17 protein-coding genes are annotated in these 23,135 nt (G+C 64.6%); 7 read left to right on the top strand and 10 right to left on the bottom strand.

Annotation, left to right across the window (positions count from 1 at the left end):
* Positions 1 to 12 precede the first annotated feature (12 nt).
* A complete protein-coding gene (hpnE, locus tag EV674_RS05950) occupies positions 13 to 1,332 on the top strand; it encodes a hydroxysqualene dehydroxylase HpnE (RefSeq protein WP_119012501.1) in 1,320 nt (439 codons plus the stop codon).
* Between the two features lie 156 nt (positions 1,333 to 1,488).
* On the opposite strand, the gene EV674_RS05945 is transcribed toward hpnE, so the two are convergent.
* Positions 1,489 to 2,196 carry an HAD family hydrolase gene (locus tag EV674_RS05945; protein WP_119012502.1) on the bottom strand — a complete coding sequence of 236 codons (708 nt, stop codon included), beginning with the start codon at positions 2,194 to 2,196 and terminating at the stop codon, positions 1,489 to 1,491.
* Between the two features lie 135 nt (positions 2,197 to 2,331).
* Between EV674_RS05945 and EV674_RS05940 the strand changes: the two genes are divergently transcribed.
* Complete coding sequence (locus tag EV674_RS05940) at positions 2,332 to 2,703, top strand: TraR/DksA family transcriptional regulator (protein ID WP_157983666.1); 372 nt, start codon at positions 2,332 to 2,334, stop codon at positions 2,701 to 2,703.
* A 64-nt stretch (positions 2,704 to 2,767) separates the two neighbouring features.
* Positions 2,768 to 4,006, top strand: a complete 1,239-nt coding sequence (gene ppk2, locus EV674_RS05935; RefSeq protein WP_119012504.1) for a polyphosphate kinase 2 — start codon at positions 2,768 to 2,770, stop codon at positions 4,004 to 4,006.
* On the opposite strand, the gene EV674_RS05930 is transcribed toward ppk2, so the two are convergent.
* The 4 genes from EV674_RS05930 to EV674_RS05915 all read right to left on the bottom strand — a co-directional run bounded on the left by EV674_RS05930 (position 4,003) and on the right by EV674_RS05915 (position 11,906).
* Positions 4,003 to 7,089, bottom strand: coding sequence for a type I restriction endonuclease subunit R (locus EV674_RS05930; RefSeq protein WP_119012505.1), 3,087 nt, complete (start codon positions 7,087 to 7,089; stop codon positions 4,003 to 4,005). The two genes, ppk2 and EV674_RS05930, sit on opposite strands and share 4 nt — an antisense overlap.
* Positions 7,086 to 8,207 carry a PDDEXK nuclease domain-containing protein gene (locus EV674_RS05925; RefSeq protein WP_119012506.1) on the bottom strand — a complete coding sequence of 374 codons (1,122 nt, stop codon included), beginning with the start codon at positions 8,205 to 8,207 and terminating at the stop codon, positions 7,086 to 7,088. Before EV674_RS05925 ends, EV674_RS05930 begins: the two co-directional genes overlap by 4 nt.
* Positions 8,191 to 9,423: a restriction endonuclease subunit S gene (locus EV674_RS17720; protein WP_241524885.1), complete on the bottom strand. Its 1,233-nt coding sequence runs from the start codon at positions 9,421 to 9,423 to the stop codon at positions 8,191 to 8,193. The genes EV674_RS05925 and EV674_RS17720 overlap by 17 nt, the downstream gene beginning before the upstream one ends.
* Positions 9,424 to 9,521: 98 nt before the next feature.
* Entirely contained in the window at positions 9,522 to 11,906 is a 2,385-nt protein-coding gene (locus EV674_RS05915) for a type I restriction-modification system subunit M (RefSeq protein ID WP_119012508.1), read from the bottom strand.
* Positions 11,907 to 12,002: 96 nt separating this feature from the next.
* On the opposite strand from EV674_RS05915, the gene hemH reads away from it, so the two are divergent.
* The 3 genes from hemH to EV674_RS05900 all read left to right on the top strand — a co-directional run bounded on the left by hemH (position 12,003) and on the right by EV674_RS05900 (position 17,658).
* Positions 12,003 to 13,112, top strand: coding sequence for a ferrochelatase (gene hemH / locus EV674_RS05910; protein WP_119012509.1), 1,110 nt, complete (start codon positions 12,003 to 12,005; stop codon positions 13,110 to 13,112).
* A 236-nt stretch (positions 13,113 to 13,348) separates the two neighbouring features.
* On the top strand, positions 13,349 to 15,808 hold the full coding sequence (locus EV674_RS05905; protein WP_119012510.1) for a Lon protease family protein: 2,460 nt from the start codon (positions 13,349 to 13,351) through the stop codon (positions 15,806 to 15,808).
* 2 nt (positions 15,809 to 15,810) lie between these two features.
* A complete protein-coding gene (locus EV674_RS05900) occupies positions 15,811 to 17,658 on the top strand; it encodes a Na/Pi cotransporter family protein (protein ID WP_119012511.1) in 1,848 nt (615 codons plus the stop codon).
* A 75-nt stretch (positions 17,659 to 17,733) separates the two neighbouring features.
* Here the strand turns inward: EV674_RS05900 and EV674_RS05895 are convergent, their stop codons facing one another.
* Positions 17,734 to 17,946 carry a DUF2788 domain-containing protein gene (locus tag EV674_RS05895; protein WP_119012512.1) on the bottom strand — a complete coding sequence of 71 codons (213 nt, stop codon included), beginning with the start codon at positions 17,944 to 17,946 and terminating at the stop codon, positions 17,734 to 17,736.
* Between the two features lie 372 nt (positions 17,947 to 18,318).
* On the opposite strand from EV674_RS05895, the gene EV674_RS05890 reads away from it, so the two are divergent.
* Positions 18,319 to 19,551 (top strand): benzoate/H(+) symporter BenE family transporter, encoded by a 1,233-nt coding sequence (locus tag EV674_RS05890; protein ID WP_119012513.1) that lies wholly within the window; start codon positions 18,319 to 18,321, stop codon positions 19,549 to 19,551.
* Positions 19,552 to 19,639: 88 nt separating this feature from the next.
* Here EV674_RS05890 and EV674_RS05885 read toward each other — a convergent pair whose 3' ends face one another.
* The 4 genes from EV674_RS05885 to EV674_RS17995 form a co-directional block, all read right to left on the bottom strand.
* Complete coding sequence (locus EV674_RS05885) at positions 19,640 to 20,617, bottom strand: LysR family transcriptional regulator (RefSeq protein WP_341539454.1); 978 nt, start codon at positions 20,615 to 20,617, stop codon at positions 19,640 to 19,642.
* Positions 20,586 to 21,284 carry an SDR family NAD(P)-dependent oxidoreductase gene (locus EV674_RS05880; protein WP_119012514.1) on the bottom strand — a complete coding sequence of 233 codons (699 nt, stop codon included), beginning with the start codon at positions 21,282 to 21,284 and terminating at the stop codon, positions 20,586 to 20,588. The genes EV674_RS05885 and EV674_RS05880 overlap by 32 nt, the downstream gene beginning before the upstream one ends.
* Before the next feature lie 96 nt (positions 21,285 to 21,380).
* Entirely contained in the window at positions 21,381 to 22,808 is a 1,428-nt protein-coding gene (locus EV674_RS05875) for a DASH family cryptochrome (RefSeq protein WP_119012515.1), read from the bottom strand.
* Positions 22,805 to 23,062, bottom strand: coding sequence for a DUF2256 domain-containing protein (locus tag EV674_RS17995; RefSeq protein WP_119012516.1), 258 nt, complete (start codon positions 23,060 to 23,062; stop codon positions 22,805 to 22,807). Before EV674_RS17995 ends, EV674_RS05875 begins: the two co-directional genes overlap by 4 nt.
* Between the last annotated feature and the right edge of the window lie 73 nt (positions 23,063 to 23,135).

Raw genomic sequence — 23,135 nt, 5'->3', positions numbered from 1 at the left:
CTTTTCTGACCCATGCGCCGCATAGCCATCGTCGGGGCAGGGTGGGCGGGCATGGCCGCTGCGGTGGCCACTGTGCAAGCCGGGCACCATGCTACTGTTTTTGAAGCAGCCCGCGCCCTGGGTGGGCGCGCCCGGGCCATTTTGGCCACCGGTGTGGATGGGCAAGAGCTGGTGCTGGACAACGGCCAGCACATCCTCATCGGCGCCTACACCGAATCGCTGCGCCTGATGCGCCAGGTGGGCATCAACCCTGACACCGCCCTGCTGCGCCTGCCGCTGGCGCTGCGCTTTGCCGATGGCAGCGGCTTGCAATGGCCCGACCTGCCACCGCCCTGGGACGCCGCCATCGGCATTGCCCGTGCGCACGGCTGGCGCTGGCGCGAGCGGCTGGCGCTGTTGCGTGTGGCTTTTGGCTGGCAGCGGGCACGCTTTACCTGCGCGCAGCACCAGTCGGTGGCCGATTTGTGTGCGGCGCTGCCGCCCAAACTGCTGCAAGAGTTCATTGATCCGCTGTGCGTGGCTGCGCTCAACACCCCCGCCGACCAGGCCAGCGGCCAGGTCTTTTTGCGCGTGCTGCAAGACAGCCTGTTCAGCGGACGCGGCGGCTCCAACCTGTTGCTGCCGCGCACCAACCTGAGCGAGCTGTTTCCGGAGGCGGCTGCGCGCTGGCTGCGCGGCCAGGGTTCGGTGGTGCGCACGGGCGTGCGCGTGCGCTCGGTCACGGCCATGCCGCACAGCGGCTGCTGGCTGGTTGATGGCCAGCGTTTTGACGCCGTGGTGCTGGCCGCCTCCAGCACCGAGGCCGCGCGCATCGTGTCGCAGTGCGCGCAAACCGCGCCCGTGGCCATGGCCGTGCCGCTGTGCGACTGGGCAGCCTGCGCCGAGGCGCTGCACTTTGAGGCCATTGCCACCGTCTATGCCCAAGGCCCGGTGCCCGCGCCCGGCAAGCACTTGCTGGCACGCCCCATGGTGGCGCTGCGCAGCCCCGCCACCGGCCCGGCCCAGTTTGTGTTTGACCGTGGCCAGCTGGGCGACCCGCCCGGCCTGCTGGCCTTTGTGGCCAGCACCAGCCACGGCGACCGCGCCCAGCTGGAACAGCAGGTGCTGGCGCAAGCCCGCGAAGAACTGGGCCTGCACGACCTGCAAGCCGTGCAAACCGTGGTCGAAAAACGTGCCACCTTTGCCTGCACCCCCGGCCTGCGCCGCCCTGGCGCACGCATCGCCCCGGGCCTGTGGGCCTGCGGCGATTACATCGCTGGCCCCTACCCCGCCACGCTCGAAGGCGCGGTGCGCAGCGGCACTGCCGCTGGCCAAGGCACCTCCAGCGCCTGATACAGTCCTAAAACGCTATTTAATCGATAGCTGTTAGCGCACACCAGGCAAGGCTTTGAGCCTGATTTGACCTCAAAATCAGGCAGACCACGGCAGCACGGCAGCACGGCAGCACGGCAGCACGAAGCGCAGCGTACTGTGGCCCGCCACGCAGCCCTATCCGTCCTTGGCCAGACAAGCGCACAGCGCGCCCAGATCGGCCACCGTGAGGTGCGGCGCGTGTGGCGCATGTGCCCAATCGTGGCCCGCGCGATTCAGCCAGGCCACCTGCATGCCCGCTTGCAGGCCCCCTACGCCATCGAGGTGGGCATCGTCGCCAATGTGCAGCACCTGCTGCGCGGGCACCCCGGCCGCCTGCGCACCGCGCTGAAAGATGCGCACATCGGGCTTGGCCACGCCCACCTCGCGCGCACTGACCGAGGCATAAAAATACCGCCCCAGCCCCACACGCTGCACATCGGCGTTGCCATTGGACAGCGCCACCACCGGAAAACGGCTGCTCAGGTACTCCAGCGCGGGCAGCGCATCGGCAAACAGCTCGACGCGCTGGCGCTCGGCAAAAAACGCCTCAAAGGCGTCTTGCGCCAGCGCCGGGTCGTCGCCCGCGCGCAGCAGTGCGCGGCGAATGGACTCGCGGCGCAGCGCACTCATGTCGTGCAGCAGGTCGGGGCACTCGTGGTGTACCTGCTCACGGATGGCGCGCAGCACGCCCGGCTGCTGGCACAGCGCCTGCGTGGCCGGGGCGTGCGCGCCCAGCCAGTTTTGCAACACCACTTCAGCGCGCGCAATGGTGGGCCAGATGGGCCACAGCGTATCGTCCAGGTCAAGGGTGATGGCACGGATGCGAGAAAGATCAAGGGACATGGCAAAAACGGCAGGGAAACTGGTCTTTGCAGGATAGCGCAGCCCCCAAGCGTTACGATGGCAAAGACCTGGCCAGCGCACCACCACAGTGCGCTGGGCCAGCTCTCTCAACCACCAAAAATCCAGGAGCACACCATGACCGCCGCATTGACCACCGCCCAAAAAGAAGAACTCCGGGCCCTGCTGCTGGCACGCCGCGACGAGTTGCATGCCCAGATGCAGCAAAACCGCGAGAACCTCGCGCCTCCCAGCGCCGACGAGGGGGCTGTAGTGCAACGCAATGTGGCCCGCGAGGTCGACCAGGCCCTGACCGACATCGACGCCGCCGACCTGGCCCGCATCAACCGCGCCCTGGATGCCCTGGCCGACGGCAGTTACGGCCTGTGCGATGAATGCGGCTGCGACATCCCCTTTGCGCGCCTGCAAATCGAGCCGCAAACCCAGCACTGCGTCGCCTGCAAATCGCGCTGGGAGCAGGCCACCGGCCACGCCCACGCCAGCCACTAAACCGGGGGCCAAGTCGGCTTTGATTTCTGCGCACCCGGTGCTGCGCTGGTGACAGAATGTTGGCATGACCGATAAAAACACCTCCCCCGCCAACGCCACTGAGCCGACCCCGCCCAACGCCCTGCAAAGCGTTGTCTCGCCCTCGGCCCCTGGCGCCCCATCTGCCAAACCCGCGAAATCTGCCAAAACCGCCAAAACCGCCGCAGCCCCCCGGCGTGCGCTGCGGGGCGACACGGCCCCGCACCTGACCACCAGCGCCGTGGGTCGCCATATTCCCCAGGAAGCCACCCAGGCCGCACAAAACCACCAGCTGGCGGCTGTGCTGGGGCTGCTGGACAACACGGCATTGCCCGCCGCAGAACGCGCCAGCGCCCTGCGCGCCACCCTGGAAGGCGCCTCGCAAGACGACCTGGCCGCACTGCGCCAGGCCCTGTGGGCCACCTCTGACGCCTCCAGCGAACCCGTTCACAAAAACCACCCCGACGATGAACTCGCCCGGGACTGGCGCGAGGGCGGCTACCCCTACAAAAACCTGATGCGCCGCTCCACCTACGAGGCGCAAAAGTACCAATTGCAGGTCGAATTGCTCAAGCTGCAAGCCTGGGTCAAAGAGACGGGCCAGCGCGTGGTGATTTTGTTTGAGGGGCGCGACGCCGCAGGCAAGGGCGGTGCCATCAAGCGCTTCATGGAGCACTTGAACCCACGCGGCGCGCGCGTGGTGGCACTGGAAAAACCCAGCGAAGTCGAGCGCGGCCAGTGGTATTTTCAGCGCTACATCCAGCACCTGCCCACCGCAGGCGAGATCGTGCTGCTGGACCGCAGCTGGTACAACCGCGCTGGCGTAGAGCGCGTGATGGGCTTTTGCACCGATGCCGAATACCACGAGTTCATGCGCCAGACGCCCGAATTCGAGCGCACGCTGGTGCGCAGCGGCATCCACCTGGTCAAGTTCTGGTTCTCGGTGGGGCGGGCCGAGCAGCGCCGCCGCTTCAAGGAGCGCGAGGTGCATCCGCTCAAGCAATGGAAGCTCAGCCCCATCGACCTGGCCAGCCTGGACAAGTGGGACGACTACACCCGCGCCAAAGAAGCCATGTTCTTTGGCACCGACACCGCCGATTCGCCCTGGACGGTGGTCAAAAGCGACTGCAAAAAACGCGCCCGCCTCAACGCCATGCGCTACGTGCTGCACAAACTGCCCTACACCAACAAAGACCCCAAGACCATCGGCAAGCTGGACCCGCTGATCGTCGGGCGCGCGCATGTGGTGTACGAGCGCGGCGAGCAACCGGGCGTGCTGATTTAAGCAGCACTGCCCCCCACTTCACGCAGGCGCACCGCCTGCTCTGAAGTGCTGGGTGGCACCGATCCCGGGTGATAAGTTGAGTCAAAAACCATATCCGTCATCCAGCGCTTAAAGCTGGGGTTGTCACTGAACTGCTTGAACAACTCTGTGTGGTCGGCAATCAACTCCAGCACCACACGGTTCAGCGCCTTGTCGTGCTCCAGTTTGGCAGTGGACGGGGTGAATTTCATTGCGTTCTGATAAGCCCTGTCCTGTGCCACCCGTGCCGGAATTTCCTCGGTGATGACCTTGCGAATCTTGTCGCCATCTTTCCAGGCAATGTTGCCAAACATGTCGTTGAAGGCCTTCACGATGTTGGATAGCTTGTCAATTTCCGGGTCGCCGCCACCGCCACCACCGCCAGTTGGTGGCGGTTCAATGAAGGCATCCGCATCGCCCATCGTCATCTTCAGCGACGCCTGCGCTTCCACCCTGTAGCTTTCCATGTCAATGGCCTCCAGCACGCCCTTGGACAAGTCTTCCTCTTTTGGAGCAGGTAGTTTTGGAATCAGGAAGTTCAGAAAAATCGAAAGCTTCTCCCACGCTGGGTGACCGTAAGTCAGGATTGCCCCAAGAAAGCCATAGCTGCGCACGAAGGATTTGGCTTTGCCCTTGAACTCAACTTGGCCGTCTTCATCCAAGTTATCGATGTATTCGGCAACGCAGGCGTCAAGGATGGGGTCAAGCTTGTCTCGGTTTGCGCCGGTAACGTACAGGGCAACCAAGTCCTCAACCTGCTGCCAGCTATACACCTGCTTGGCATCAAGATCGCTCTTCAGATCGTGCAACTTGTTGGGATCGGTTTCACCGGTTTGGATCGTGGCGCGGTAGTAGTCTTGGAAGGCTACCTTCACCGCTTCAGCGTTGTTGGCGAAGTCCAGAACAAAAGTATCGCGCTTCTGCGGATGGGCGCGGTTCAGCCGGGAGAGCGTTTGCACGGCCAGCACACCCGCCAACGGCTTGTCTACGTACATCGTGTGCAGCAGCGGTTCATCAAAACCGGTAACGAACTTGTTGGCAACGATCAGAAAGCGATACGGCTCTTGTTTGAGCTTGACCGGAATGTCCTTGCTCGGAAAATCATTCAGATCGGCCTCGGTTTTTTTTGCGCCGCCAATTTCAAAATCGCCTGAGTACGCCACGATGGCCTTGAACGGGCTCTTGATCGTGCGGAGGTAATCTGACACCTCCCGGTAATAGTCGATGGCCCGTGCAATGCCGTTGCAGACAATCAACGCCCGGGCCTTGCCACCAACTTTTTGCTTGTCTGCCACCTGCGCCACAAAGTGATCGACCATGATCTCAGCCTTCTTGCGGATGGCCTTGTCGTGGGATTCGACGTAGTTGCGAATCTTCTTCAGCGCCTTGGCCTTGTCGAAATCTGGGTCGTCTTCGACGATCTTGGCGACATGGTAGAAGCTGTCCACCGGCGTGTAATTGGCAACCACGTCGAGGATGAAGCCCTCCTGAATTGCCTGCTTGGTGGTGTAGGTCAGCTCTTGCGGCGAGCGGTAGCGCACTTCTCCGCCTTCCACGTAACGCTCGCCAAACAACTCCAGCGTGCGATTTTTCGGCGTGGCCGTGAAGGCAAAGTAGCTGGCGTTCGACAGCATCTTGCGCGATTCAATCAGCTTGTTGACGGCGTCCTCGACGGATTCATCGCCATCCTCGCCGTCCCCAGCCGCACCCGACAAAGCCATGTGCATCTTGGCCGTGGTTTTGCCACCCTGGCTGGAATGCGCCTCGTCGATCAACAGCGCGAACCTCTTGCCGCCGAGGTCGTCCAGTTCATCGAGGATGAACGGGAACTTCTGCACCGTCGTCACAATGATTTTCTTGCCCTTGCGCAGGAAGGTGCGCAACTCGGCGGCGTCTTCTGAGTGGCCGAAGATCGATGCCACGTGGTCATAGCTCTTGATGGTGCGGGCGATCTGGGTGTCCAGCGCACGCCGGTCAGTAATGACGATGACCGAATCGAATTGAGGCAGCATCGCATCGGCAGCAGTCTTGAGCTCCACTAACTGGTGTGCAAGCCACGCAATGGTGTTGCTCTTGCCACTGCCCGCCGAGTGCTGGATCAGGTAACGCTTGCTGACGCCATCCTCGCGGGAGAGACAGAGCAAAGTGCGGACGGTTCGCAGTTGGTGAAACCGTGGAAACACCTGCTTGCGACGCTTTTTGCCCTTTTCGTCTTCCTCTTCCACTATCTGCGTGAAGTTCTCGATGATGTTGGCCAACGAGTTCTTTTGTAGCACCTGCTTCCACAGGTAGTCGGTCTTTAAGCCGTCCGGGTTGGGCGGGTTGCCTGCGCCGTGGTTCCAGCCCTGGTTGAAGGGCAGAAACCACGAAGTCTTGCCGGTCAGGTGCGTGCAAAAACGCACCTCGGCATCGTCCACCGCCATGTGTGCCACGCAGCGCCCGAGCTGAAACAACAACTCTTTCGGATTGCGGTCGCTCTGGTACTGCGTGACGGCATCGGCCACGGTTTGCTTGGTCAGCGAGTTCTTCAACTCGAAGGTCAATACCGGCAAGCCGTTGATGAAAATCACCATATCCAGCGAACGCTGCAATTCGTCGTTGCTGTAGCGCAGTTGCCGGGTGACGCTGAAGATGTTCTTGCCGAAGTTTTCAAAGGCGCTGGCATTGCCTGGTGTGGGCAGCAACTTGTACAGATCGACGTGTACGGTGCCACCGCCATTTGCGTGACTGACCCCCTTGCGTAGCACATCCACCACGCCGCGCTTGGCAATCTCGCCCTGGATGCGGTGCAGGAACTGGGTGCGCTTGATGCCTTCGTTGGCCAGTTCCAGCTCAGTGACGACGGTGGACTGCGTCGCCTTCAGAAACGCCAGCAACTGCACCACATCCAGCGCCACATCGCGGTGGTAGTCGCTTGCCCGACCCAGTACGTAGCCGCCCGGCGCATACATCGCCCCCACTTCACCCGCCGCCCAGTCCTGGGCCTGCGGCTGCTCGCTGATGCCCGCCAGGTGGCGCACGATCAACTGCTCCAGACCTTTTTCACTGGTGTCGGTGGGCTTCATGCGTTGCCTTCCTTTTTTCTGCGCCGGGGTTTGGGCACTGCATTCGTGGGTTGGGTCGCTGTCGTGGGCCGCGATAAGGCCACCGGTGCGGCACGTTCACGCGCCACGGCGATGGCGTGATGCAAACGCGAGCGCAGTGCCTCGCGCTGCGGCAGTTCGGTCAGGTATTCGGCCACGCGGATGCTGGAGCCGTCCAGTTGCAGCACTTCGACTTCTTCCCGGTTGATGCTGGCGCACAAAATCAGGCCAATAGGCTCTTCTTCACCAGGTTGCCGCTCATGGCGATTGAGCCAGCGCAGATACAGCTCCATCTGTCCCTTGTGCGCCGCCTGGAACCTCTCCAGCTTGAGTTCAATAGCTACCAATCGCCGTAGCTTGCGGTGGTAGAACAGCAAGTCGATATAAAAATCGTCCGCACCAATGACCAAGCGCTTTTGTCGGGCCACAAAACAGAAGCCGTCACCCATTTCCAGCAGGAAGCGTTCCATATCGGCCAGGATGGCAGACTCCAGGTCGCGCTCGCTGTACGCGCCTTGCAGGCCGAGAAAATCCAGCAGGTAGGGGTCACGAAACACCAGGTCGGCGCTGATCTGGTCTTGCTCGCGCAGCTTGGCAATTTCCATCTCCACGACCGCTTCGGGCTTTTTTGAGATGGCCGTGCGCTCGTACAACATACCGCCGATCTTCTGCTCCAGCGTGCGCGTGCTCCAGCGTTCGATGCGGCACATCTCGGCGTAAAACTCGCGCTGCAAAGGCCGCTCCAGATAGATGAGTTGGCGGAAATGCGTCCATGACAAAACCGCACTCAGCGTAGAAACCATCTGCTCGTCGGGGAAGACCTCTGCAAATCGCTTCATGTGCCACAAGTTGCGATCGGTGAAGCCCTTGCCGTAGGCCAGGGTCAATTCTCTACTCACTGCGGAGACAATCTCTTGCCCGTAGGGCGCACGCTCTTTCTGGAGCAACTCCACCCCAATGCGCAGGCCGATGCGCCAATACAGCATGGTCAGCGTGGCATTGGCGGTCTGGGCGACGTGCTGGCGGGCGGTGTCGATCAGGCCGCGCAGTTCGGCAAGCAGCGCGTTGGAGGCCAAAGCGGACTCAGTCTTCTTCGCCATCGCCGTCCTCCGTCTCGGTGTCGATGTCTTCGTCGCCGCCCAGTGCCACCAGCGCAGCGTCGTCCACCACGTCCTCCGGGCCGGGCTGCCAGCCCCGCACGTCCACTTGGCCGGTGACCACATCGGCAATCAGGCAGTCGCGGTATTCGCGGATGAGGGCGATTTCCTTCTCTATCTCTCGGCGCACCGATAGTTCTTCGTAGTAGAAGTTGGAAACTTCGCGCTGCAGATGCAGCGGCGGAACCGGAACCTTCTCTTTCAACAGCGTGCGCGGATTCAGCGGGCGATTACGCCCCGCAGCGCCGCGTGAATGATGGTTGAGAATCAGGTCGCCAGCCTTGCTCAAGAAGAACGTGTAGAGATACTCAGGCGTGACGGCATCACGTTTGCATTTGGCAATCGGGTAGCGATGGGATGCAATGCACCCATCATCTTCGGCGCTGGCAACGGCCACAGCACCTTCCCAAGCGAACTGGCCGCTGAACATCAGGTAGCCTTTCTCGATGCGGAAAAAAGTCGAATCCCCAAGGTGTTTCCCTTCGGTGGGCGGCTTGTGAAAAATGCCGCGACCACGGTTGAACATGCCAATCGGCATGTAGGTCACTTCCGACTCTCTGGTGATGGGCGTCGCCAAAAGCGAGACGACGCGGTCAAGCCGAAGGTGTTGAGTTTCCGAAGATGAAATGGCCTGCTCTGCAAGAACGCCACGTTGCTCGGCCATCAGGGCGATCAACTCACGCTTGGCCTGGATAAAGCGGGCGATGTGCGCGTCCTGCGCGCGCAGGTAGGCGACGATCTGATCTTGCTCGGGGCGTGGCGGCAATGGGATTTCGAGCGCAGCAAATCGGTCTGAATAGAGCCGCAAAAAACCTGAGGTTCCCGTTCCAAGACCTTTCGACTCAGACCGGAACAATCCGCGTATCGGCCACGACCGGAACAAATAACCGAGGTATTCGGGGCTGTCGTCACGAAGCAGGCGAAACACCGCGTAATCCGGGCTAACTAAACCGGACAGGCGATTGCGGAAGAACATTGCATTGCCAGCCTGCATCCGATTCAACACCAGTTCGTCTGGTCGCGCCTTCTTGTAACCGATGAGATTCTCCGGGGCGATGCGCTTGACCGAAACATCGTTGTGCGGAACCAAGCCACGGTGCTGACGCATCGACAGCAGAGTTTCCTCGCCCGTTTTTGAGCGGTCGTCTATTTCTCGCAAGAAGTTCTTGGCACGGAGTAGCCGCCAGTGATCCGGCACACACGGAACCCAGCGGGAACGAACTGGCTGGTAGTTCGAGTAGGTGCTCGTTGCCGCCATCACGCGCCCCCCACGATCTTGTGCAGCAAACCTTCGCTCTGCTGCTCCAGCGCAAGAATGTCGGCGCGGATTTCCGCCAGCGTGCGCAGCGGCGTGGGCTTGTAGAAGTAGCGGGCGAACGAAATCTCGTAGCCGATCTGGGTTTTGTCCGTGGCGATCCAAGCGTCCGGCGCGTGCGGTAGCACTTCGCGGGCAAAAAAGGCGTCGATGCCGCCCGGCTCTTTCAGTGGCACCTGCTCGGTGTCGCGCAGGTCGCTGTCGGGCTCGTACTCCACCATGAAACGGTCTTTGCCCACGGTTTCCAGGTAGGCGCCGTCGTAGCCAGGTTCAAAGTGCTCACCCGCTTTGAGCTTGCTGCGTTTGGCTACCACCGGCGGTGCAGCCTCGTCGCGCCAGCTCACCGCTTTGTAAATGGCTTTTTTCTCCGGCGCACCGAGCTTGTCGCCCTGCGCCTTCAGGGCGGCGTCGAAGCGGGAGCGGAATGCATTGTGGTCGTCGAACATGGCGCTGCCCAGTGTCTGCTGCACCCGTTGCGCCACCGCCATCAGTCTTTTGTCACGCAGCCAGGTTGATGCGTCGAGCAGCTTCTTGCGACGCTTGGCGGGTACGGCCTTGCGCGCGGCGGGCGCCTCCCCGTCATCGGCGCTGTCGCTGTCTTCGCTGTCGTCGTCCTCGTTTTCGTCCTCGCCTTTCAGCCACGCCTCAATGGTCGGTTTGCGCGCAGTGAACTCGGTATAGAGCGCCTCGCCGTGGGTGGCATAGATTTCGGCGCGCAGCGCTTCGTCGCCAGAGGCAAAACGCAGAGGCTCAATGCGCTCGTCGGAAAGTTGGCTTTTCAGGCGCAGCGGGCGATCTACGGTGATCTTCCAATAGCCGAAGTCCTGGGTGTCGAACCATTTGGACTGGGCGGTTCCCTGTGCATCGCCGAGGTAGAGGTCGAGGATGCGGGCAATGTCGGCATCGCCCAGTTCGCAGTTCTTTTTGCCCAGGTTGCGCCGCAGCGGCCCAAACCACTGGCTGGCGTCTATCAGTTGCACACGGCCTTGGCGGTGCGCAGCCTTTTTGTTGGCGAGCACCCAGACATAGGTTGCAATACCGGTGTTGTAGAAAATATTGAGCGGCAGGGCGATGATGGCTTCGAGCCAATCGTTCTCCAGCACCCAGCGGCGGATGTTGCTCTCGCCCTGGCCCGCGTCGCCCGTGAACAGCGCCGAGCCGTTGTGTACCAGCGCAATGCGGCTGCCCAGCGGCGTGTGGTGCTTCATCTTTTGCAACTTGTTCACCAAGAACATGAGTTGCCCATCGCTGGAGCGGGTGAGGAGCTTGAATTCGGGGTCGCCACCGTGGCTGACGATAAAGCGTGGGTCGTTCAAGCCCTGTTTGCCGCCCATGCGTTCGAGGTCGGTTTTCCAGCTCTTGCCGTAGGGTGGATTAGAGAGCATGAAGTCGAACTCATGCGCCTTGAACGCATCGGCTGACAGCGTGGATTTGTCTGCACCACCGACGATGTTCTCGGCCTCCTCGCCTTCGCCTTTGAGCAACAGGTCGGCCTTGCAGATGGCGTAAGTTTCGGGGTTGATCTCCTGGCCGAACAGGTGAATCGAGACTTCTTTGTGGTGACTGGTGGCCAATGCCTGCAAGGCCTCTTCGGCCACCGTCAACATACCGCCGGTGCCACAACTGCCGTCGTACAAGGTGTAACCGCCCGATTGAATCTGGTTTTCAATCGGCAGAAACAGCAACTTGGCCATGAGCTGTACCACGTCACGCGGCGTGAAATGCTCGCCAGCCTCTTCATTGTTTTCCTCGTTGAAGCGGCGGATCAGTTCCTCAAACACCGTGCCCATGCCATGGTTGTCGAGCGCGGGCAGGCGGACGCGGCCATCGGCATCTTTGATCGGCAGTGGTGATAGGTTGATGTCGGGGTCAAGAAAATCGTTGATCAGAAAACCCAGAATGTGGGCATCGACCAGCGTTTGAATCTGGTCGCGGAATTTGAATTTGGTCAGGATTTCCTGGACGTTGGGCGAAAAGCCATTCAGGTAGTCGATGAAGTCATCGCGCAGGCGCTGGCCTGCTGTGCTGGTCTTGAGCTTTTCAAGCGTGGATTCAGAGGTGTTGTAAAAGGCCTGCCCGGCAGCCATGCGCAGGGCGCCGTCCTGCTCGGCCACGCCGTGCGTGTTCAGAAATTTCTTGCGCTCCAAAACCGCTTGTTTGGTGGACTCCAGCACCGCATCCAGTCGCCGCAGCACTGTGAAGGGCAGGATCACGTCACGGTACTTGCCGCGCACATACACGTCGCGCAGGCGGTCGTCGGCAATGTTCCAGATGAAATCAGCCACCCATTTCAGGTGGCTTTGATCTTGTGGTTGGGTTGGTTTCATAGAAGCGAGGGTAACGGCAATGCAAATGCGCCATTCCGTGAATTTGCAGGCGGGTGTGCAGCCAATCCGAATACACCTTGGGCGAGAATGCCCCTCATGCCTTTTCAACCCGAACCCGCCTACACCCACGGCCAGGCCCCGCGCACGGCCATTTTGCTGTGCAACCTGGGCACGCCCGACGCCCCCACCGCCCCCGCACTGCGCCGCTACCTGGGGCAGTTTTTGTCGGACCAGCGCGTGGTGGAAATCCCCAAGCCGCTGTGGTGGCTGATCCTGCACGGCATCATCCTGCGCACGCGCCCAGCCAAGTCGGCCGCCAAATACGCCAGTATCTGGACGCCTGAAGGCTCGCCGCTGGCCGTCTGGACAAGCAAACAGGCCACGCTGCTGCGCGGCTGGCTGGGCGAGGCAGGCCACCAGGTGCTGGTGCGCCACGCCATGCGCTACGGCAACCCCTCCATTGCCAGCCAGCTCGACGCCCTCAAGGCCGAGGGCGCCACGCGCATCCTGATCCTGCCGCTGTACCCGCAGTATTCGGGCACCACCACGGCCAGCGTGTTCGATGCCGTCTACACCTGGGCTGCACGCACGCGCAACGTGCCCGAGCTGCGCTTTGTCAACCACTACCACGACGACCCCGGCTACATCAACGCCCTGGCCGCCACCATCCAGACCCACTGGAAGCACCACGGCCCGCCCGACAAGCTGGTGATGAGCTTTCACGGCGTGCCCGAGCGCACCCTGCACCTGGGCGACCCCTACCACTGCGAGAGCCACAAAACCGCGCGCCTGCTGGCCCAGCGCCTGGGCCTGCAAAAAGACGACTACCAAGTCACCTTCCAGTCGCGCTTTGGCAAGGCCAAGTGGCTGCAGCCCTACACCGAGCCCACGCTGATCGAGATGGGCCAGGCGGGCGTGGGCCGCGTCGATGTCATCTGCCCCGGCTTCACCGGCGACTGCCTGGAAACGCTGGAAGAAATCAACCAGGAAGCGCGCGAAGCCTTTTTGCACGCGGGGGGCAAAGAGTTTCACTACATCCCCTGCCTGAACGACAGCAACCTGTGGATCACCGCGCTCAGCCGCATCGCCCAGCAGCACCTGGGCGGCTGGCCCACCCAGCTGCCCGATGCTGCCGCGCTGGCCGATGCCCAGGCACACGCCCGGGCAGGCGGCGCCCCCGCAGGCGCCTGCCCCGTGGCGCACTGAAACCAGTCCCGAAGGGTGCCGTGGCCGCACGGCGCGCGCCGGTGTCGGCACGCAGCCAACGCCCCGCCAGCCAGCGGGACGGGGTCACCACACCACGCTGACTGTCCTGGCCCAATGCCCAGCGCCCCGCACAAGCCCGCTTGCGCCCACAGCCACTTCCGGTTAAAACTCAAAATTGATAGCTGCTCGCGCCCATCCAATAAGGGCCAGAGCCATTTTTTATACCAAACTAATCCATGCCCGCCACCGCCCTTGCCCCCCACCAGCTGCGCCTGACCATCCCCCCCGACACGCTGGGTTTTGCGAGCACAGAGGCGCTGCAAGGCCTGCCCCTGCCCTGGATTGGCCAGGAGCGCGCCCAGGTGGCCGCCCGCTTTGGCCTGGAGATGGATCAGCCCGACTACCACCTGTTCGTGCTGGGCGAAGTCGGCAGTGGCCGCACCTCGCTCTTGCGCCAGGCCATGCAGGCCGCCGCCGCCCAGCGCCCGGTGCCGCCCGACCTGTGCTATTTGCACCACTTCGACACCCCCGAGCGCCCGCGCGCCCTGCGTCTGCCCGCCGGCCAGGGCCGCCTGCTGCGCCAGGGCATGGAGCAGGCCATGCGCGCCCTGCCCACCGATCTGGCCAAACGCCTGGCCGCCGCTGACTACCGCGCCGAGAGCGATCGCATCGAAAAAACCTACCAGCGCGACGAAGCCGCCGCCTTTGCCACACTGGACGCACTGGCCGAGAAGCTGCACTTTCGCCTCTCGCGCGAGGACGGGCACATGGTCTTTACGCTGATCGGCACCAAAGGCCACCCGCTGACCGAAGCCGAGGCCCACGCCCTGGGCCGCGAGCGCCGCGCCGAAATCGACGCCGCCGAGCAAACGCTGCGCAGCGAAATCGCCCGCTTTCTGGAAGCCACGCGCCCGCTGGAACGCGAGCGCGACGCCGCACTGGAGCAACTGCGCCGCCAGTTTGCCCAGCCGCTGGTAGCACAGGCCTTGCAGGGCGTGCGCGCCAGCCTGAGCCCACAGGCGCAGGACAGCGGCGCCCTGGCGCCCTGGCTGGCCCAGGTGCAAACCCAGCTGCTGGAGCACCTGCACCTGTTTGTGGCGGGCGACGCCAGCGACAACAGCGGCGCCGAAGACGAACGCAAAGACGCCCAGGACGACCTGCTGGCACGCTGCCAGGCCCACCTGGTGGTGGACAACGCGGGCCTGACTTGCGCCCCCGTCATCATCGAAGACAACCCGCAAACGCGCAGCCTGCTGGGCAGCATCGAGTACCAGGCCGACGCCGACATGCTGGTGGCCGACTTCACCAGCATCCACGCGGGCAGCCTGCTCAAAGCACACGGGGGCTTTTTGATGCTGCACCTGCGCGACCTGCTGGGCGACGAGGGCCTGTGGGAGCGGCTGCGGCGCTTTTTGCGCTGCAACCGCCTGCAAATCGAAGAGCCCGGCGCCGCCCACGGCCCCATGGCCACCGTGGCGCTGCAACCCGAGGCGGTGGACATCCAGGTCAAGATCGTGCTGATCGGCTCAGTGGAAGAGTATTACGCCCTGCAAGAAGCCGACCCCGAAGTGGCGCGGCGTTTTCGGGTCAAGGTGGACTTTGCCGAATCCTTCCGGGCCACGGCGCAAACGCGCCAGACCACCGCCGTGTTCATCGCCCAGACCGTACACAGGCGGGGCCTGCCGCATTTTTCTGCCGCCGCCGTGGCACGCATGCTGGAGCAAAGCCACCGCGAGGCCGACGACCAGACCCGCCAAAGCGCCCTGTTTGCCCACACCGAAGCACTGGCCATCGAGAGCGCCGCGCTGTGCCGTGCGCGCGCTGGTGCGCTGGTCGAGCCCGGCGACATCGAAGCCGCCCTGCAAGCGCGCATGCTGCGCCACAACTACCCCGAGCAGCGCCTGCACGAATCCATTGCCGACGGCGAGCGGCTGCTGACACTGCACGGCGCGCACATCGGCCAGATCAACGCGCTGACGCAAATCGACCTGGGCGACTACCGCTTTGGCTTTCCGGTGCGCATCACGGCGCGCGCCTTTGCCGGGCACGAGGGGCTGCTGAACATCGAGCGCGAGGTGGAAATGTCCGGCCCCATCCACGACAAGGGCGTGCTGATACTGCACAGCTACCTCACCGCCCTGTTTGGCCACATCGCGCCGCTGGCGCTGAATGCCTCGGTGGTGTTCGAGCAGGAATACAGCGGGGTGGAGGGCGACTCGGCCTCGTGTGCGGAGCTGTATGCGCTGCTGTCAGCGCTGTCGGGCTTGCCGCTGGCGCAGGGCATTGCCGTGACGGGCGCACTCAACCAGCACGGCCAGGTGCTGCCGGTGGGTGGTATCAACGAAAAAATCGAGGGCTGGTTCAACGCCTGCGAGGCGGCAGGGCTGGATGGTACGCAGGGCGCCTTGATCCCGGCGCGCAACCAACAGCAGCTGATGCTGGCGCCGCACATTGTCAGCGCCGTGGCGCAGGGGCGCTTTCACATCTACACCGCCCACCACGCCAGTGAAGGCATTGCGTTGCTCACGGGCCAGGCACCGGGCCTGGGGCCCGACGGCGTGGCCACGGGCGAGCCCGGCAGCGTGCTGGGCCGGGCCGAGCACACCCTGCGCGCCTTTCGCCGTGCCTGCCAGCTGGCGGACCGCACGCGCGGTGGGCGCAGCGGGCGCGCCGGGCGTGATGTGGGAGGGCACTGACCATGTCCGCCGCACCCACCGCCACCGCCATGGCCATCACGCTGCTGGGCGGGGTGGGCCTGTTTCTGGTGGGCATGACCATGCTCACCGACGGCCTGAAGATGGCGGCGGGCCGGGCGCTGGAGCGCATTCTGGCCGCTTGGACGCGCACGCGCCTGCACGGGCTGATCACGGGCGTGCTGCTGACGGCGCTGCTGCAATCGTCCACCGCCATGACGGTGGCGGCGATTGGTTTTGTCAACGCCGGGTTGCTGACGTTTTCTTCGGCGCTGTGGGTGGTGTTTGGCTCCAACCTGGGCTCCTCGGTCACGGGCTGGCTGGTGGCCTGGATTGGCTTCAAGATGAAGATCGACGCCTTTGCCCTGCCGTTTGTCGGTGTGGGCATGGCGCTCAAGCTCACGGGTGAGGGCACGCGCCGGGGCGGCCTGGGCACGGCGCTGGCAGGTTTTGGCGTGATGTTTCTGGGCATCGACATCCTCAAAAACGGCTTCTCCGGCACCACCACCGCCCTGCCCGCACTGGGCAACGACCTGCCCGGTCTGGCCATGGCCGTGGGCGTGGGCCTGCTGCTGACCATCGTGCTGCAAGCCTCCTCGGCCACGCTGACGCTGGTGCTGACCGCCGTGGCGGGCGGCATGATGTCGGTGCAGGTGGGCGCGGCCATGGTGATTGGCGCCAACGTGGGCACCACGCTCACGGGCATTCTGGCGGCCATTGGCGCTACGTCGAACGCGCGGCGGCTGGCGGCGGCGCATGTGTTCTTCAACGTGGTCACGGCCATCGTGGCCATGGCCATGTTGTCACCGCTGCTGTGGCTGATCCACACGGTGGGCGTGTGGGCCACGGGCAGTGGCGATGTGGTGACGCAGCTGGTGATTTTTCACACGGCGTTCAATGCGCTGGGGGTGCTGCTGATGTGGCCGCTATCGGGGCCGCTGGTGCGCTGGTTGCTGGCGCGCTTTGGCCAGGCCGATGAGGACGTGGGCCGCCCGCGCTACCTCGACCGCAACGTCGCCGCCGTGCCCGGCCTGGCCTTGCAGGCACTGCGCCGCGAACTGGCGCGCATGGGCCACCTGGCGCTGGCGCTGGCCAGCGACGCCGCACGCCTGAACCCGCAGGCCCTGCCCTGGGCACCCGCACCGCCCCAGTCCGACGCCCGCCTGGCCCGCCAGCTGGGGACGGTAGAGCATTTGCAGCTGGCCATTGGCCAGTTCGTCAGTGAACTCAGCCGCCGCCCCATGCCCCAGGACGTGGCCCGGCAGCTGCCCGAGCTGCTGCGCATTGCCACCCACTTTGACACCCTGGCGCGCGTCATGCACCACGTCGGCGTGCAAGGCAGCCACACGCCCCGGCCTGCGCCTGCTGCGGCACCAGCAGCCCCGCTGTTGCTGCTGCCCGGCGCGCTGCAACACATGCTGCTGCCAGCCAGCGCACCCGAGGCTGCCGCGCCCGACCATGCCGCTGGGGCGGACACCACCTCTTCGCCCAGCGCCGACATCGTGGCCTGCGTGGTGCCGGTGTTTACCAGCGCACTGGCGTTTTTTACGATGGCCGATCCCCAAAGCGAAAACCAGGCGCAAACCGGCACCTGGCTGGCCAGCGAGGCGCGCGACGCCTTTGAAGACAGCTACCAGGCCGCCAAAGCCGCCCTCTTGCACGCGGGCGCTGGCGGTGCGGTGGACGTGAACGCGGTGTACGACTGGCTGGCCCGCCTGAGTGACCTGCGCCGCGCCGTGGAGCAAGGTTTCAAGGCCGCCCAGCGCCTGGCCACCCTGCCCGACTTGCCGCCCCTGCCCAGCACCGAAGGCGCACCAAAACCGCCGCCGCAAGACACTGCCGCACACCAGTAAAAAAACCATAAAAAGTGGCTATGGCGCTTACCCAATAAGCACTTGCAGCTATATTTTCAATAGCACTATTTCAACCTAACGCTCCAGCCACCACTGGATGACGAACTTGGCGGCAAAGCCCAACATGCCCAGGCCCAGCCCCAAAAAAATCACCAAGGCGCCAAACTTTCCCGCCTTGGACTGCCAGGCCAGCTGCCCGATGATGAACAGCATAAACAGCATGAAGGCGCCCACCCCGTAGGTGAGGAAGAAGCCGGAAATCTGCGCCTCGGTGTAGCCAAAAATCACGCTGCACCTCCGCTCACACCGCCCCTGCGGGCCAGAACAACGCGGGGCACAAAAGCCCCCATGCAGTGGGCATCGTGGTGTTTCATAGGTAATCTTGGTAGCGCAGAAATGGAACGCCGGACTGTACAGGCTGCCACCGCAGCGCACAGGCGGCACGCCAGACAACCAGCTTGGGCTTGTGCCCATCTGCGCTTGTCAGCCCCCCTTTCAGCACCCGATTGTTTCTTCAGAACAAAAAGTAGCTGGTGTTTTTGCGTGTTTATTCAGCACAGGCAAATCCCGATAATTTGTGCTCTTGCGGTGCAGGGCCCCTGGCAGGGTCGGGTGCCGCGCCCGTTGTTTGCCACACGCCCCTCGCCATCGGTACGCCCCATGTCCCTTGAACACCCCACCCTGCCCTTGCCCCGTTGGCGCCACATCTGGGCCGACTTGGGCCCCGGCTACGCCACCAACGGCCTGATTGCCTTCATCTTTTCTGCCACGGGGCCGCTGGCCATCATTTTGTCGGTGGGCGTGCGCGGCGGGCTGTCGCAGGCGGAGCTGGCCTCGTGGGTGTTTGGCGCGTTCTTCATGAACGGTCTGGTCACGCTGACCATGACGCTGCGCTACCGCACGCCGCTGGGCTTTGCCTGGACGATTCCGGGCACGGTGCTGGTCGGCCCGGCGCTGCAACACCTGAGCTTTGCCGAGGTGCTGGGCGCCTTTTATGCCACCAGCGCCCTGGTGCTGGTGCTGGGGCTGAGCGGCTGGGTCAAGCGCATCATGGCGCTGCTGCCCATGCCCATCGTGATGGGCATGGTGGCCGGGGTGTTTTTGCGCTTTGGCCTGGATCTGGTGCGCGCCCTGCACAGCAACCTCACCATTGCCGCGCCCATGGTGGTGGCGTTTGTGCTGCTGTCGGCCCTGCCTGCGCTGGGCAAGCGGCTGCCACCGCTGATTGGCGCGCTGCTGGTGGGCGCCGTGGCGGTGGCGCTGGGCGGGCAGGTCAACCCCGACTTGCTGGGCAGCCTGACCTTTGCGCAGCCCGTGGTGCAGGCGCCGGTGTGGTCGGTGGCGGCGCTGGTGGAGCTGGTGGTGCCATTGGCCATCACGGTGCTGGTGGTGCAAAACGGCCAGGGCGTGGCGGTACTCAAAGCCGCCGGGCATGAGCCGCCCGTGAACGCGATTGCCGTCGCTTGCGGCATTGGCTCGTTCCTGAGCGCCGCTGTAGGCTCGGTCAGCACCTGCCTCACCGGCCCGAGTAATGCGCTGATGACCTCGTCGGGCACCCGCGAGCGCCAGTACACCGCCGCGCTGACCTTTGGCGCACTCGCCCTGACCTTTGGCCTGATGGCGCCCACCTTCACCGGCCTGATGCTGGCCACGCCCAAAGAATTCATCATGGTGCTGGGCGGCCTGGCCATGCTGCGCGTGCTGCAAGGGGCGTTTGTGGCCTCGTTCGGCAGTGGCCGCTTCACGCTGGGGGCGCTGATCAGCCTGCTGGTCACGGTGGCCGACCTGGGCGTCTGGAACATCGGCGCCGCATTCTGGGGGCTGGTGGCGGGCTTTGCCGTGTCGTGGCTGATGGAAAAAGCCGACTTCGTCGCCCTGGCCAACAAGGACTGAAACCGCCCGCGCTGGCCTGGCCCGTGCCTTGCCCCCTGCGCCACCCCGCTTTGTCCGGCGCAGCGCCAGCGGCTGGCGGCGCTCCTGGCTACGGCGGCGAGCGGCCTGGCCCGTCGGGGCGGGCAAACAGCGCCAGCAGCCAATCGATGAACACCCGCACCCGCGCGGGCAATTGCCGGTTGGGCGGGTAGAGCACGCTCAGCGGCAACAGCGGCGGGCGCTGTGCAGGCAGCAGCTCGCACAACACGCCCTGCGCCAGCAGCGGGGCCACAAAGGCATACGGCGTCTGGATCAGGCCAAAACCCGCCACGCAGGCGCTGATGTAGCTGTCACCGTTGTTGACGGCGATGCGCGCGGGCAGCTTGCGCGTGAGCAGCTTGCCATCCACCACAAACTCCAGCGGCACCGGCCTGCCCGTAGCTGCCGAGAGGTAGTCCACCGCGTGGTGCTGGGCCAGCGCGTCCAGCGTGTAGGGGTTGCCGTGGCGGGCCAGGTACTCGGCACTGGCGCAGGTCACCTGGGGCAGGTGGGCCAGGCGGCGCGCCACCAGAGGCACATCGCGCAAATCGCCCGCGCGCAGCACGCAGTCCACGCCCTCACGCACCAGGTCGATGGGCCGGTCGGTCACGCTCACTTCCAGCCGTATCTGCGGGTAGCGCGCACTGAACTCCGGCAGCGCCGGCGCCAGCACGTTGCGGAACATGGCAGCCGACAAATCGAGCCGGATGCGCCCCTCCGGCACCCGCGCTGCCTGGGTGAACTGCGCATCGGCCTCGTCCAGATCGGCCAGGATGGCCACGCAGCGCTCGTAGTACGCAGCGCCCTCCACCGTGGGCGTGACCTGCCGGGTGGTGCGCGCCAGCAGGCGCACGCCCAGGTGGCGCTCCAGCTGCTGGATGCTGTGCGTGGCCGCAGCCCGGTTCAGCCCCAGCTGCTCAGCCGCCCGGCTGAAGCTGCCCAGCTCCACGATGCGGGTGAACAGGCGCAGGGCGCGCAGGTGGTCGATCATGGTTCTTTCTCGCTCCAGAGCGCCTTCACCACGGCAGCCGCTCGCCGCTGTAGGCATAAAAACTCCCCGTGTCTTCGGGACGCAAGCTGTCGAGCACGCGCAGCAGGTCGGTGGCGGCGTCCATCGGGGATCGGCCTATGGCGGCGCCGTTGAAGGGGGCCGACAGGGCCGAATCCACGGTGCCGGGGTGCAGCGCTACCAGGGTGGCGCGCGGGTGGCTGCGGGCCACTTCGATGGCGGCGGTTTTGAGCAGCATGTTCAGCGCGGCCTTGGAGGCGCGGTAGCTGTACCAGCCCCCCAGGCGGTTGTCGCCAATGCTGCCCACCTTGGCCGAGAGCACGGCCAGCACGCTGCGTTCGTGGCGGGCAAGCAAGGGCGCGAAGTGCGCCAACACCAGCGCGGGGCCAAAGGTGTTGGCGCGGAAGGTGGCCTCCAGCTGCGCGTAGTTCAGCTGCGCCAGGCGCTTCTCGGGCTGAAATTGCGGCGTGTGCAGCACCCCGGCGGCGTGGATGATGCAGTGGAACGGCCCCTGCGCGCGCAGTTGGGCCGCGGCGCGGGCCACGCTGGCTTCGTCGGCCAAGTCGATGGCCGGGTCGCTGCGGCGGCCTACGCCCAGGGCCAGGGCGCAGCGCGGGTCGGCTTGCAGGTTGTGCAGCAGCGCGCTGCCGATGGCGCCGGTGTGGCCAATGACCAGGGCGCGGTAACCGTCAGGAAGGGATTGCATGGCGCAGGGCTCCAGACAAAAGAAGATTCAAAAGATGCGCGGCCAGGGAGCTCGGTGGCCGCTGGGCAGGCGCTGGGCGGGCGCAGGCAGCGGCGCTCATGCCGTGCCCCACAGGCGGCGGTACTGGCCATCGGCATCGTGGTCGTGGGTCTGCTTGTCGGGGTTGAAGCGGCGCCCGCCGCGCGGGTCGGTGCCGCGCCCGGCCACGTACAGCCAGTTGCCCTGGTTGCTGTAGGTGTCGTAGTCCAGCAGCTGGGCCTCGAACCAGGCGGCACCAGCGCGCCAGTCGCCGCCCAGGTCGTGCAGCAGGTAGCTGGCCACGATTTGGCGCAGGCGGTTGCTCAGATACCCGGTGGCGGCCAGCTCGCGCATGCCAGCATCGACCAGGCTTTGGCCGGTGTCGCCCCGGCGCCAAACGGCAAAACCGGCAGCGTGGTGCGGCGGCAGCGGCGCAGCGCCCAAGCCCAGGGCGCGGTACAGCGCGGCGCCGTGTTGCAGGTGCAGCAAGCGGAAATGGTCGCGCCACAGCAGCTCGAACCACAGCCAGTACGTGCCATCGTTGGCGCCGTGCTGGTCTTCAAAGGCACGCAGCTCGGCCATCACCTGCCGGGCCGACAGCGCCCCGGTGGCCAGCCAGGACGAGAACTTGCTGGAGTAGTCCAGCCCCATCAAACCGTTGCGCGTTTGCTTGTAGCTGTGTGGCAGCTTGCGCGCCAGGTACTGGCGCAAGTGAATCAGCGCGGCGGTTTCGCCGCCGTGGCAGGCAGGCGTGGCGTAGGGGAAGGACGAGCGCGGATCGTGCAGCGGCGCCGCATCAACTCCTGTTTTGATAGCTGCTTGCGCTTTCTGTACGGGGGCTGGAGGCTGTTTTGAGCCAACATCTGCTGCACCGGCAGCCAGCGCCTGGTTGGGCGCCACATTTGCTTCTGGTTTGATAGCTGCTAGCGCTTTCTGGATAAGGGCTGGAGCCTGTTTTGACCCTAAATCCATCCCGGACGGCAGCGGTGGCAGCGCCTGCGGCGTGGGCAACGGCGCGGGCGGCTGCACTGCGGCGCGCTCCACGGCCTGGCGAAACTGCGTGAACACCTGCGGCAGCGCATCGATGGCAAAGGGCAAATCGGCAGGGCACAGCAGGCTCGATTGCCACACGGTCTGCACCGCCAGGCCGGCGGCGCGCAGGGCGGCCACTTCGGCCTGCTCGTAGGGCGCGGCGATGTCTTCGCAAACGATGCGCGCCGCGCCCAGCGCCTGGGCGATGGCGGGCAGCACCATCTGCGGCGCGCCGGTGCATTCGAGCAGGTCACTGCCGCGCGCTTGCAGATTGGCGCGCAAATCGGCCAGCGCCTGGGCCAGAAAAGCCCGGCGGTGCGCGCCCACGCGGGCAAAGCCCCAAGGACTGGCCTCGTCTTGCGGCGGGTGGACAAACACCGGCAGCAGCTGCTCGGCACCCCGGCAGGCCAGCGCCAGCGCGGGGTTGTCGTGCAGGCGCAGGTCGTGGCGCAGCCAGTAAAGGGTGGTGCTCATCGCGACGATTTTTTGGTGGTGGATGCAGGCCGGGCGCTGCGGGCCGCGCCATGGCTGGCGCTGGTGTCAACGCTGTGGCTGGCGGTTGGACTGGTGCTGGCGCCAGCGCTGGCACCACCGCGCGCGCTGCGGCAGCGGTCAGAGCAGTAGCGCACCTCGTCCCAGACTTTTTCCCATTTTTTGCGCCAGGCAAACGGCAGGCCACAGGTGGCGCAGGCCTTGTGCGGCAGGTCGGCTTTTTTGCGCATGCGCATGGAAAACTCCCAAGAATATGGACGGTGGACAAGCAATGGCCCGGCGCGGCACTGTAGCCAAGGCGGAGCGACA

The sequence above is a fragment of the Simplicispira metamorpha genome (genome assembly GCF_004341365.1).
Classification (GTDB): Bacteria; Pseudomonadota; Gammaproteobacteria; order Burkholderiales; family Burkholderiaceae_C; genus Simplicispira; species Simplicispira metamorpha.
This window is presented reverse-complemented; position numbering and strand designations above follow the sequence as displayed.